We start from the raw sequence: 12590 nt of genomic DNA, 5'->3' as shown, positions 1-12590 counted from the left end.
GCGCCTCGAACAAGCGGATTTCCGAGCCATGATCGACAATCCCGAGACCGTTGCCGACACTCGGGCGCTGCTGGAGCGCGGTGGCTACCTTGCCGGCGAAGCGCTGGCGACGGCGGTATTCCTGGCGCTCAAGCTGGAACGCCCGCTGCTGCTCGAGGGCGAGGCGGGGGTCGGCAAGACGGAGATCGCGCGGGTACTGGCGGCCGTGCTCGGGCGCGACCTCGTCAGGCTGCAATGCTACGAGGGACTGGGGCTCGCGGAGGCCGCCTACGAATGGAACTACCAGCGCCAGCTCCTGCACATCCGCGCGGCGGAAGCGGCGGGCCTCGGCGTCGCCCAGAACGGTGAAAGCGCGGCCGGGCGGATGGAGCGGGAGATTTATGGCGCCGACTTCCTGCTCAAGAGGCCGCTGCTGAAGTCCATCGAGCCGACCGCAGTGGGCAAGCCGCCGGTGCTGCTGATCGACGAACTCGACCGGGCGGACGAGCCGTTCGAGGCCTTCCTCCTCGAATTCCTCGCCGACTACCAGATGACCATACCGGAACTCGGGACGATAAAGGCCGAACGGCCGCCGATCACCATCCTGACGTCGAACCGCACGCGCGAGGTGCACGATGCCGTGCGCCGGCGCTGCTTCTATCACTGGGTCGAGTTCCCGAGCGCGGCGCGCGAACTGGCGATCGTCAAGCTTAAGGTGCCGCAGGCGCCGGGCGAGTTGACCCGCCAGCTCGTCGCGTTCGTGCAGGCCCTCAGGGCGATGGACCTCTACAAGACACCGGGGATCGCCGAAAGCATCAACTGGGCGCAAGCGCTCACCTCGCTCGACTGCGTCGCGCTCGACCCCGAGCGTATCGATTCCACCATCGGCACGCTATTGAAGTACCAGGACGATATCGCGCGCATCAGGGGCAGCGAGGCGGCGCGGTTGCTCGAGGAAGTCAAATCGCGGACCCGTGAGGCGGGCTTAGCGGCCGAGGAGACGTCGTGAGCGGGGAGACCGGTATGCCCGAGGCTGGCTCGGTGGTGCTCGCCCCGAACCTTATCGCGCACCGCATCAAAGGCGGGCGGATCGCGGAAAATATCGTCCAGTTCGTGCGGCTGTTGCGCGCGGCCGGGCTCGACGTCGGGCCACAGCGCGTGATCCTGGCGAGCGAGGCGGCGATGGCGGTCGGGATCGAGCGGCCGCAGGTTCTGAAGGCGGCGCTTTCGGCAGCACTCGTTTCGCGACCCCAGGACAGGGCCATTTTCGACCAGGCATTCTATCTCTTCTGGAAGGACCCGGGCTACCTCGACCAACTGCTTTCGGTGATGCTGCCAAGTCTCCGGCGCGACAGCGAGCCGCCGGGCGCGGAAATGAGCCGGAGGTTGCGCGACAGCCTGATGCCGCATGGGCCGGAGCCGCGCCGGGCGGAAGGGGAAGGCACCGAGTTCGAGATTTCGGAGGGCTACAGTGCGAGCGCGGTTTCGCGCACCAAGGACTTCGAGCAGATGAGCGCCGAGGAACAGCGCCGGGCGCGCGAGGCGTTGCGGGCAATGAGCCTCATTTTTGCTCCCCTCAAGACGCGCCGGCAGGTCGCGGCGCCGCGCGGGGAGACGATCGACCTTCGGAGGATGTGCAGGGAGGCCGGGGCGCGCGGGTCGGATCACCTCGTGCTTCGGCGCAAGGCGCGCGCCTGGCGCGTGCCGCCGGTCGTGCTGCTCTGCGACATCTCGGGCTCGATGGACGCCTATGCCCGATTATTTCTCCATTTCCTGTATTCCGCCTCGAACGCGCGTGATCGCGTCAATTGCTTCCTCTTCGGCACCCGTTTGCACAATGTGACCCGCCTGCTGAAGGGGCGCGATCCCGACCAGGCGATGGCGAGGGTTTCGACGGCGGTCGACGATTTCGCGGGCGGCACGCGGATCGGCGAGAGCATCGAGGCGTTCAACCGGCTCTGGGCGCGGCGTGTGCTCGGCGGGCGGGCGACCGTCATCCTCTTCACGGACGGGCTCGACCGCGATGCTGGCGAGGGGGTGGAACGGGCGATGCGGCGGCTCAGGGCCTCGTGCCGCAGGCTGATCTGGCTCAATCCGCTCTTGCGCTATTCGGCCTATCAGCCGATTGCGGCGGGCGCGCGGGCGATCGCGCCTCACGTCAGCGAAATGCGTCCCTGCCACAACCTCGAGAGCCTCGAGGGTCTCGCGCGGGCGATCGCGGGTCGGGGTTGGGCCGCAGGCCGCCCACGCGCGGATCAGCCGGCCAGGGCGTAGGCGACGAGTGCCGCGCCCGCGAGGGCAATGGCGATCCAGGCCCAGGTCGGTAGGGCGCCAGGGGCGCGTGCGGCGGCGGGTGCCGGCTCGGCCCCGACGGAAGTGGCGACGACTTGCGAGAACTTGCCGAAGAACTGATTGGCCATCGATTTGGCGACGCTGTCGATGAGGCGCGAGCCGAGCTGGGCGAGCTTGCCGGAGACCTGTGCGTCGGCCGACCATGTGAGCCGAGTGCCTTCGGCCACCGGTGCGAGTTCGACGTGGGCGCTCCCCTTGGCGTTACCGGCGACGCCGCCGGAACCGGATCCCGAAATGGTGTAGCTCACCGGCGGCTTCAGATCGCTCAGCGTCACCGTTCCCGTAAAACGTGTCTGCATCGGGCCGATGCGCGTTGCCACGGTCGCCTTCAGCTCGTTTTCGCCGGTCTGCTCCAGGCTCTCGCAGCCGGGGATGCACTGGCGCAGCACCTCGGCGTCGTTGAGGGCACGCCAGACGGTCGCCGGGTCGGCCGGCAGAATGGTTTCTCCGGTAATCTGCATGGGTTCGCCTTGTCACTCGCCTTCGCCGCGCTGATCCAAGTGCTTCGATAGCCGCAAAAAATGGCGGCAGGAACACGCCAAGCGTCGTTCAGTGCATAGCCTTGTGTCGAATATGCGATTGGCGTTCGCAAAGTGCGGTCGCGGGGCGTGGGCGCGGTCATCGCCGTTCGGTGCGGCTGACAATGAGACGAGCCATCCGGTCGAGATCGCCGGCGGTATCGACGTCGGCATGGATGCCTGGATCGTCGGTCTCGATCACCAGGAGCCGGGCGGGATCGCGGTCGCGAACGGCGCGAGCCCCTTGGTCGCCGGAAAGGGCGGCGAGTTCGGCAAAGGTCCGGCGGGAAAAGAGCACCGGATGGCCGAGGCGCCCGTCGGCGCGTGGCGCCACGATGGCGATGGCTCCGGAGCGACTCGCGGCGAAGGCGCCGGCAAGGGCTGTGAACGTCGCTTGGCGTGTTGCCGCCATGTCGCCGAGGACGAGGAAGGCGGCCTCACAAGCTTCGTCGAGGGCCTCGAAACCGGCGGCGATCGTTCCGCCCATGCCATCGACGTAGGCCGGGTTGTGGCAGGTGCGAAAGCCGAAGGGGGCAACGAGGGCGGCGACCGCGGCCGCGTCCCGGCCGGTGACGACGACGACACGGGCGGCGGCCTCGCCTGAAAAGCCCGTGTCGGCGAGACGCGAGAGGGTGTGGGCGAGGAGCGGACGTCCGGCGACCTCCACGAGCAGCTTGTTCGGCCCGCCCATGCGCCGCGCGAGGCCGGCGGCGAGCACGACCGCGCCAAGTCCGGATGACGGGGTCAGGTGCTGGGATTCCATGAGCCGGCGCGGCGTGCCGCGAGGATCTCGCCGGTGATCGACAACGCGATCTCGACGGGGTTGCGCGCGCCGATGTCGAGGCCGACCGGGCCACGAACCTGATCGATCAGCTGTTTCGAAAGACCGAGTTCGCGCAGGGCATCGAGGCGCGCCGCGTGAGTGCGATTGCTGCCGAGCGCGCCGACATAGAAGCCGCCTGCCGTGAGGATGCGCACGAGGATCGGGGGTTCCCATTCGTGGTCGTGAAAGAGCATGACGCTCGCCGTCCAGCGGTCGATCGGGGATGGATCGAATTCTTCGGGACGGGTGAGATGCCGTGCCGAGACGCAGCCGGGCGCTTCGCGCTCCATCAGTTCGGACTCGGGAGTGGCGATCGCGACCTGCCAGCCGAGCAGGCGTGCGAAACCGGCGGTCGCGCTCACGATCGGGCCACGGCCACAGAGCATGACACGAGTCGTCGGCACATAGTGGCGGCGCCAGCGTTCGCCGTCCGATGTGATGATCGCGCGGGCGTCCACCGGCGGGTGCGCCATCTCCTCGACGCGGTGGTCCGGGGCGCCTTCGCGCGACCAGGAGAGGGTGAGGGCCCGGCGATCGGTCTCGCCCCGCGCCAGCGCCTCGAGGGTCGAGGTTTCGATCGACGGGTCGAAATGGACGTCGATGCCGGAGCCACAGGGCAGGCGCACGTCCATGTAGCGCGAGCCACGGCCATAGCGTTCCGTGCGGCCGGTTCCGTCGCGGATGATCTGGACGGCCTCGGCGGCGATGGCGGCCTCGGCGCAGCCCGACGTCAGCTGGCCGACCCAGGTGCCATCGTCGCGCACCGCCATCTGACTGCCGACCGGCCGGGGGGCCGAACCATCGGCCGCCACGATCGTTGCGAGCGCCGTCGCATGGCCTGCCCGTCGCCAAGCCAGCAGATGTGGCACGACATTCTCGACGAACACGCTCGGGGCGCGAAGCTCGATTGCGAGGCTGGACATGGTTCTCCTTGCGGCCGTCAGCCAGCGGCGTCGGTCACCTCGAAAATGGGCCCTTTCCGCGTCCGACACAAGGTACCGTTCGGGACGGTTCAGCCCAGAAGCCGGTCGGCGCCGCTGGCTTCCAGCACCATCAGGCGGTCGTGGTCGAGTTCGTGAAAGCCGAGCCGCTCATAGAACGCACGGGCGCGGGCGTTGTCGAGGTCGATCTCGAGTTTCACATAGCGGGCGCCCCAGGTCCGTCCGGCCTGGAGGGCGGCGGCCAGCAGGCGTTCGCCGAGCCTCGCGCCGCGCGCCGCCTCTTCGATGAAGAGGTCGACGACGTAGATGCCGGGGCAGGCGCGCCAAGTGGAGAAATCGGCGGTGAAGAGGCAGTAGCCGATGAGCCCGCCGCCGCCTGTGTCCGCACCGTTCGGCCCGGAGACGGGCCGCTCTGCGACCACCAGGGAAAACGCTGGACGGGCACCGAAGCCGTACGCCAGGAGATCGGCGGCGGTCGTGACGGCGGGCGGCGTAACGCCAGTGCTCCTTGCAAGTCCCGCCACCATCTCGGCGATGCGCGGGCAATCGGCCGGCTCACCGGCGCGGATCACGGGATCGCCGGGCGAAATCACGCGGTCAGCCCCTCGAGCAGCGCGGCCAGACTCGCCCCGAGACTCTCGATGGCATAGCCGCCCTCCTGGACGACGACCATCGGCAGGCCGAGACCGGCGATGGCGCGTCCGATCGCGGCAATGCCGGGGCGAGTGATGGCAAAGCCGGCGAGCGGGTCGTCGGCGGCGATGTCGAGCCCGGCGGCAAGGACGAGGACGTCGGGTCGGTGGTCGGCGATACGCGCGAGCGCCCCCTCCAGGGCGATGAGGTAGTCGGCATCGCCGGTGCCACGGGGGAGCGGAATGTTGAGGTTGGCGCCCTCGCCCGCGCCGCGCCCGCGCGCCTCGGCGTAACCCCAAAAGAAGGGATAGAAACGCGAGGGGTCGGCATGGAGCGAGACGGTCAACACGTCGGCGCGCTCATAGAAGATCGCTTCGGTGCCGTTGCCGTGGTGCACGTCGATGTCGAGAATGGCTGTGCGCCTGCCGGCGCGGGTGAGGAATTCGGCGGCGATCGCGGTGTTGTTGAGATAGCAGAACCCGGCGGCGAGGTCGGCGGAGGCATGGTGGCCGGGCGGGCGGCAGAGGGCATAGACGTGGCGCTCGCCGGCGGCAACGAGACGGGCGGCGTGGGCGGCGGTCGCGGCGCTCGCCAGCGCGCTCTCATGGGTCCCCGCGACGATCGGGCAGGAGCCGTCGCCCATGTGATAGCCGCAGCGCCCGACGAGCGAGGCGGGATATCCCGTCTCGACCAGGCTCGCGCGGCCGATGGCATGGAGGTTCGGCACGATCTCCGGCGCACGCGGCTCGAGGCGCTGCCAGCCGCCCCAGGCCGTGGAGAGGAAATCGAGGTAGCGCTCGGAGTGGACCGAAAGGAGCAGATCGCGTTCGACGGGTCCCGCCGGCGCTTCGACATCAGCGGGCGAGAGCCCGGTGCCGGACAGGAGCGCGGAAAGACGGGCCGGCGTCTCGGGGATCGGAACGCGCGTGCCGTTGACCGAATAGCTTGCCGGTGCGTGGGCCCGCTGTTTTTCGGAGAATATCGTTCGCATTCGCTTCCTTCCGGGATCGCTCTGGGAGCCCTGTCAGATGTCGGCGAGCAGTGGCTCGAGGTTCGCCGTGACGCGCGCGGGGGGCATGTCCGTCAACTCGTCCGGCTGGTTGAAGCGGTTGATCCAGGTGGTATGGAAGCCGACGTTGGTGGCGCCGGCGACATCCCATCGGTTCGACGACTGGAAGGCAACCGCGTTCGCGGGGCAGTCGAAGGCGGCGGTGACGAGCGCATAGACGCGCGGGTCGGGTTTGTAGATGCCGACGGCATCGATGGAAATGGCCGCATCGAGGACGTCGCCGAGGCCCGAGGAGGCGATGGCGGCTTCGAGCATGCGCGGGCTGCCGTTCGAAAGGATGGCGAGGCGGCAGCCGGCGGCCTTGAGGGCGGCGAGGACGCGGGGCACCTCGGGGTAGGCATCGAGGCTGTCGTAGGCCGACAGCAGCGCCTCGCGCAGGCCGGGTGCGAGACCGCCGATGCTCGCGATCGCGAAGTCGAGGGCATCAGCCGTCACCTCGTGGAACGGCTTCATGCGATGGGCCATGCTGCGCACCCAGGTGTACTGGAGCTGACGCTCGCGCCAGAGGGCGGAAAGGCGCTCGGCGGCAGGGCCAATGGCGTCGCGGTGTCGGGCAACGGCGGAGTGAGCATCGAAAAGCGTGCCGTAGGCATCGAAGACGTAGACTGCGGGGCGGCCCGTCATTTCACTTCTCCTCCTGACCTCCCGAGGCATCCGACTCCCGTTTCATCAGATGGACTTGCCGCGCGTGCGGACCCATTCGACGATGCCGGAAAAATCCTTGCCCGCGTGGCCGGCCTCGGCGAAGGCGGCATAAAGGTCCGTCGCGTGCGCGCCGAGGTCGGTGGCGGCACCGGTGGCGGTCGCGGCCTCCTGAGCGAGCTTCAGGTCCTTCAGCATCAGGGCGGCCGCAAAGCCGGGCTGATAATCCCGATTGGCGGGGCTTGTCGGCACCATGCCCGGCACCGGGCAATAGGTCGTCAGCGACCAGCACTGGCCGGACGAGGTCGATGCGACGTCGAACAGGGCCTGGTGCGAGAGGCCGAGCTTTTCGGCGAGCACGAAAGCCTCCGAGACGGCGATCATGGAGATGCCGAGGATCATATTGTTGCAGATTTTGGCGGCCTGACCGGCGCCGGCGTCGCCGCAGTGCACGACTTTCTTTCCTACTTTCTCCAGGAAGGGTAGCGCCTTTGCGAATGCGGCCTTCGAGCCGCCCGCCATGAGGGTGAGGGTCGCGGCCTCGGCGCCGGCGACACCGCCGGACACGGGGCTGTCGAGGGAGAGGAGACCGGCTCCGGCAGCGAGTTCGTGGGCCGCCCGGGCGGAGGATACGTCGATCGTCGAGCAGTCGACCAGAACCGTGCCGGGGGCGGCGGCTGCAAGGAGGCCGCTGTCGCGGTAGACGGCGAGCGTCTCGCGACCCGATGGCAGCATGGTGACGACGATTTCCGCTCCGGTGGCGGCCTCGCGGGGGCCTGCGACGGAGGTGACGCCGCGGGCAACCGCCCTTTCGACGTTGGCCGCGACGATATCGCAGCCCTGGACGCGATGGCCGGCCTTCACGAGGTTGCCCGCCATCGGCAACCCCATGTTGCCTAGCCCGATGAATCCGACGGTCGCCATCGTTTGTTTCCTCCTGTCGTAGCCGGCCGAGCGGCGGCGCGCGGGCCTCAGAGCATCAAATCGTCCGTGTCGAGGCTCGAGAACATGAAATCCACGAGGTCATCCGGAATGTCCGCCGGCGAGCGGTGCAGCCAGCGGGGCCGTCGGTCCTTGTCGATCACCTGGGCGCGGATACCTTCGAGGAAATCTCCCACCTCGTAGCAGCGGCTGACGAGGCGGTATTCCATTTCGAGGTTGCGGTCGAGGTGCCGGTGGAGCGACCCTTCGGCAAAGGCGCGGTGCGCGACGACGAGCGAAAGGGGGGATTTTTCGGCGAGGGTTGCGAGCGTCGTGCGCGACCAAGCGTCGCCGGCCCGCTCCAGATGCGCGATGATGGTTGGCACATCGGGGAGGCTGAAGGCATCGGCGATCCGCTCCAGCGGCAGGCCGGCGTGCGGCGGGCCGGCGGGTTGAGATGAAAAATCGGCAAGCGCTTGCCCGGCCGTCGTGCCGGGCGCTTCGAGGGCGGCGAGGAGGCCGGACAGGCGCTCGCTCGCGACATGGTGGGTGGCGAAGCCTTCCGCGATCGCGCTGGCGGCGGACATGCGCTGGCCGGTGAGGCCGAGAAAGAGGCCAATGGCGCGGCGGCGGGCCTCGCTCGCCTCGCCGACAAGGGTCGGTCGCGAGAGGAGATAGGTGCCGCCGACATCGGGGATGAGGCCGATGCCGCACTCGGGCATGGCGACGACGGCGCGCTCGGTGACCACGGCATGGCTGCCGTGCACCGCGACGCCGACACCGCCGCCCATGACGATGCCGTCGATGAGGGAGATGAATGGTTTCGGATAGGAATGGATGGCCGAGATCAGTTCGTATTCCTCACGCCAGAAGGTGCGGTGGAAGGCGGCATCCTCGGCCGGCCCGCCGGGGCGGCTGTCGTAGAGGGATTTGAGGTCGCCGCCGGCGGCAAAGGCCTTGCCGGGCGCGGCGTCGAGGACGACATGGGCGATGCGCTCGTCGTTGCGCCAGGCGTCGAGGGCGGCCCGCATGGCGCGGACCATGGGCATGGTGACGGCGTTGAGGGCCTCGGGGCGGTTCAGCGTCAGGCGGCCGGCAGGCCCGGCGGTGCGCACGATCAATTCGGCCGTCATTGCTCGCGCTCCAGCGATCGTCGCGGCCGCATTCTGGCGGGCCAGGCCATCAGTTCGCCGCCAGCAGTTTGCGCGCGATGATGACGCGCATGATCTCGTTGGTGCCCTCGAGGATCTGGTGGACGCGCAGGTCGCGCACGATCTTTTCGAGGCCGTAGTCCTTGAGATAGCCATAGCCGCCGTGAATCTGCAGGGCCTCGTTGGCGGCGGAAAAACCGACGTCGGTCGCGAAGCGCTTGGCCATGGCGCAGTGCTTAGTGGCATCGGGATCGCCGCGATCGAGGGAGGCGGCGGCGCGGTAGACCATGAGACGGGCGGCATCGAGTTCGGTCGCCATGTCGGCGAGCTTGAACTGGAGGGCCTGAAAGCTCGAGATCTCGGCGCCGAAGGCCCGGCGCTCGCCCATGTAGGTGCGGGCCGCTTCCATGGCCGCGGTGGCTGCGCCGAGCGAGCAGGCGGCGATGTTCACGCGCCCGCCGTCGAGGCCGATCATGGCGAAGCGGAAGCCCTCGCCCTCCTCGCCGAGGCGGTTGGCGACGGGCACACGGGCGCCGTCGAAGGTGACGGTGCGGGTCGGCTGGGCGTTCCAGCCCATCTTGCGCTCGAGACCGCCGAACGAGACGCCCGGCGTCGCGCCCTCGACGAGGATGGCGGAAATGCCTTTCGCTCCGTCGCCTCCCGTGCGCACCATCACGAGATAGAGATCGGAGGTGCCGGCGCCGGAGATGAACTGCTTGGCGCCGTCGAGGACGTAGTGGTCGCCGTCGCGCACGGCACGCGTCTTGAGGGCGGCGGCGTCGGACCCGGAGCCGGGCTCGGTCAGGCAATAGCTCGACAGCCAATCCATGGAAACGAGACGCGACAGATAGCGGGCGCGCTGGTCGTCGCTGCCGTAGCGCTCGAGGAGCACCGCGACCATGTTGTGGATCGAAAGATAAGCCGCGATTGTCGGGCAGCCGGTCGAAAGGGCTTCATAGAGAAGCGCTGCATCGAGACGCGAGAGGCCCGAGCCGCCGTGCGCCTCCGAGACCAGCATCGCGCCCATGCCGAGACCGGCCGCCTCACGCAGCACATCGACCGGAAAGTGCGCCCGCTCGTCCCAATCCGCGGCGTTCGGGGCAAGACGCTCGCGAGCGAACTCGAGGGCCATCTCCTGCATCTGGCGCTGATCGTCGGAAAGCTGGAAATCCATGGGTGGCCCCCTCCGGCGGTTCGCTGATCCCGCCCATCCAGCTATCGCGAATGGGCGGCGAGGCGCAAGCGCGCGGCCCATCAACGATCGGTCAAGCGGATGGTGAGGGCGCAGGCGATCGTGAGCGCGCTCGCGGCGACCAACGTCGGTAAGGTGAAGCTGCCCGACCAGTCGTAGGCGTAGCCGGCGGCCGTCGGGCCGACCATCTGGCCAATACTGAAGGCGACGGTCAGAAGGCCGAGGACCTGGCGCGCGCGCCGGCCGGCCAATTCGCGCCCCGCCATCAGTCCGAGCGAGGCGATGGCCATGAAAGTCGCCCCGAGCACGGCTGCGGCAAGCATGATGCCGCCGTTCGTCGGCCAGACGACACTGGCGAGGACGCCGACCGCCTCGACCAAGTTGGCGACGGCGAAGGTGCGAATGGCGCCGATGCGGCGTGCCAGCATGGACCAGAGCGTGACCGAGGGAATGCCAGTCGCGCCGACCACCAGCCAGACGCCGGGCTCCCAGAGCGTCACTCCGGGGGACGTGCGCACCATGGCGACGATGAAGGTGGCGGTGATGACATAGCCGAAGCCGAAGAGGCCATAGGCCAGCGCGAGGAGCCAGAGGCGCCGGGCGACCTTGCCGGTCGGGAGCGTCGTTGCTTCCTGGTCGCGACGCGGTGCGGCGTCGCCCGGCACGAGTGCCATGACACCGAGCACGATGGCGAGCGAGAGGATCCCGCCGGACCACCACAGCTTGCGCCAGGCGCCGTCGTCGCCGGCCAGGAAGGCCGCGATGAGGGCGGTCAGCATGATGCCGGCGCTGACACCAGCGAAATAGACGCCGGCGAGCGAGCTGCGGCCCATGGCGGCCAGTCGCTCGAGGATCAGGGTGGAAGCGAAGACGAGTACGAAGGCACTCGCCATGCCGCCGAGGAAGCGGAAGGCGAAGAAGGCCGGCATGGTGGAGCCGAGCCCCATGGCGAAGGTCGTCGCACCGCTGACGGCGAGCGATCCAAGGAGCCAGGCGCGCGGGCTGCCCGGCAGACGCGGCGCCGAGGTCATGATGGCGCCGAGCAGGTAGCCGAGGAAGTTGGCCGAGGCGATGAGGCCGGCCTGACCTTGCGAGAGGCCGAGGTCGCCGACCATAAGCGGCAGGATGGGCGTGTAGATGAAGCGCCCGATGCCCATGCTGGCGATGAGTGCGATGAAGCCGCCGAAGGCGAGCGCGAGGGGACGCCGGTATTCGGTGGCAACGGTGTGCTGCATGGTGAAATCCGAAATCGTGACGGTCCGAGGGGCCCCTCCGGCGGTCGGCACATTGGCGCTCGGAGGCGGTTCGGGGCAAGTGGTGTCGACGACCGCTCGACCAGTGGGCTGTGGCGGTCGGCGGACGGAATCGCCCTCACGGTCCGTTGTAGCGCACACGGCCGAGGGCGGCTGTGTCGTAGCCCGCGAGATCGCGCGCCCGCGCGGCAAAGGCGCTGCCCGAGCAGAACGCGAGGAACGACTGGAACGGGGCTTCGAACCACGAACGGCGGTCGACGAGGAGATCGAATTCCTCCTCGATCAGCGGAACGAAGGCGAGGCGGTACTGGTGTGCGATGGCCTCGAGACCGAAGGCGACGTCGGCCTGGCCTTCGAGGACCGCGAGGGCGGCATCGCTCTCGGAGCGGGCGGGCGGCGTCAGTTCGAGCGACTCGAGCGCCAGCCCATCGGCCGCGAGCAGATCACGGAGCAACTGCTGGGCGCCCGACTCGGGCTGGCGCGGGCAAACGCGGGCGCTCTCCAGGTCGGCGAGCGAGGCGATCCTTCCGCGGGAGGTCTCGGCGACGACGAGCCCGCGGCGACGCCGGGCGAAGGCGACCAGCACGGCCGGGGCCTCGGGGCAAGCGGCGCGCACGGCCGGCACGTTCCACGCACCGCTCGCGGCATCGCGCAGATGGAGGCCGGCCGCAACGCCCTCCCTCGCTGCGAAGCGGGCCAGTCCGTCGCTGCTGCCATCGAGGTAGGTCGCAAGGCCAGAGCGGGACTGGCGCAGCGCCCATTCCAGGAGCGGATCGTGGCTGCCGAGAATGACGCCGGGGAGCGGCTCGCGCGAGGTGTCGCCGGCCAAACCCACGCCACCCGCGCTGCCGCCGGCCAGCCAGTTTTCGACGGCGGCGCGCGGAAAGAGGAGCTTGCCCATCGCCTTGGAGCAGGGAATCGCGCCCGAGGCGGCAAGCTCATAGACCTTGCGCTCCTTGATACGGAGCAATTCGGCCAGTTCACGTGTGGTCAGGTATTGCGGCATGCACCCTCCTGGCACCGGTGCCCGGCGCGCGATCATGCAGGAAACGGCGCGCCCGGCAAGCGGCGCAGGTTCGGAGCAGTTGCACGCCGGGCACATGGTGGTGCACGCTT

Annotated in this window: 13 protein-coding genes; 2 read left to right on the top strand and 11 right to left on the bottom strand. The window is 69.0% G+C overall.

The genetic code is table 11. The annotated features are described in order from the left end of the window. Positions 1 to 28: 28 nt before the first annotated feature. Positions 29 to 988: an AAA domain-containing protein gene (locus GC150_16120; GenBank protein MBI1386435.1), complete on the top strand. Its 960-nt coding sequence runs from the start codon at positions 29 to 31 to the stop codon at positions 986 to 988. Between the two features lie 14 nt (positions 989 to 1002). Further along, positions 1003 to 2253 (top strand): VWA domain-containing protein, encoded by a 1251-nt coding sequence (locus GC150_16115; GenBank protein MBI1386434.1) that lies wholly within the window; start codon positions 1003 to 1005, stop codon positions 2251 to 2253. On the opposite strand, the gene GC150_16110 is transcribed toward GC150_16115, so the two are convergent. From GC150_16110 to GC150_16060, 11 genes are all read right to left on the bottom strand, one after another. Further along, positions 2235 to 2792, bottom strand: coding sequence for a carbon monoxide dehydrogenase (locus GC150_16110; GenBank protein MBI1386433.1), 558 nt, complete (start codon positions 2790 to 2792; stop codon positions 2235 to 2237). The genes GC150_16115 and GC150_16110 overlap by 19 nt on opposite strands. 157 nt (positions 2793 to 2949) lie before the next feature. Further along, the gene (locus GC150_16105) at positions 2950 to 3612 is read right to left on the bottom strand and encodes an NTP transferase domain-containing protein (GenBank protein MBI1386432.1); all 663 of its coding nucleotides are present in this window, start codon (positions 3610 to 3612) and stop codon (positions 2950 to 2952) included. After that, entirely contained in the window at positions 3594 to 4595 is a 1002-nt protein-coding gene (locus GC150_16100; GenBank protein MBI1386431.1) for an XdhC family protein, read from the bottom strand. Before GC150_16100 ends, GC150_16105 begins: the two co-directional genes overlap by 19 nt. Positions 4596 to 4684: 89 nt before the next feature. After that, on the bottom strand, positions 4685 to 5206 hold the full coding sequence (locus GC150_16095) for a GNAT family N-acetyltransferase (GenBank protein ID MBI1386430.1): 522 nt from the start codon (positions 5204 to 5206) through the stop codon (positions 4685 to 4687). Continuing rightward, positions 5203 to 6237: a histone deacetylase family protein gene (locus GC150_16090; protein MBI1386429.1), complete on the bottom strand. Its 1035-nt coding sequence runs from the start codon at positions 6235 to 6237 to the stop codon at positions 5203 to 5205. Before GC150_16090 ends, GC150_16095 begins: the two co-directional genes overlap by 4 nt. 33 nt (positions 6238 to 6270) lie before the next feature. Then, positions 6271 to 6939, bottom strand: a complete 669-nt coding sequence (locus GC150_16085; GenBank protein ID MBI1386428.1) for a haloacid dehalogenase type II — start codon at positions 6937 to 6939, stop codon at positions 6271 to 6273. A 45-nt stretch (positions 6940 to 6984) separates the two neighbouring features. After that, a complete protein-coding gene (gene mmsB / locus GC150_16080; protein ID MBI1386427.1) occupies positions 6985 to 7881 on the bottom strand; it encodes a 3-hydroxyisobutyrate dehydrogenase in 897 nt (298 codons plus the stop codon). A gap of 47 nt (positions 7882 to 7928) precedes the next feature. After that, positions 7929 to 9011 carry an enoyl-CoA hydratase/isomerase family protein gene (locus GC150_16075; GenBank protein ID MBI1386426.1) on the bottom strand — a complete coding sequence of 361 codons (1083 nt, stop codon included), beginning with the start codon at positions 9009 to 9011 and terminating at the stop codon, positions 7929 to 7931. 49 nt (positions 9012 to 9060) lie between these two features. Beyond that, entirely contained in the window at positions 9061 to 10203 is a 1143-nt protein-coding gene (locus tag GC150_16070) for an acyl-CoA dehydrogenase (GenBank protein MBI1386425.1), read from the bottom strand. Positions 10204 to 10283: 80 nt separating this feature from the next. Next, positions 10284 to 11456, bottom strand: a complete 1173-nt coding sequence (locus tag GC150_16065) for a YbfB/YjiJ family MFS transporter (GenBank protein MBI1386424.1) — start codon at positions 11454 to 11456, stop codon at positions 10284 to 10286. Between the two features lie 136 nt (positions 11457 to 11592). Next, entirely contained in the window at positions 11593 to 12480 is an 888-nt protein-coding gene (locus GC150_16060) for a helix-turn-helix domain-containing protein (protein MBI1386423.1), read from the bottom strand. Positions 12481 to 12590: the final 110 nt, after the last annotated feature.

It is taken from the genome of Hyphomicrobiales bacterium (genome assembly GCA_016125495.1).
GTDB lineage: Bacteria > Pseudomonadota > Alphaproteobacteria > Rhizobiales > RI-29 > RI-29.
The sequence above is the reverse complement of the archived record's forward strand: the minus strand, read 5'-3'. Positions and strand labels throughout refer to the sequence as shown.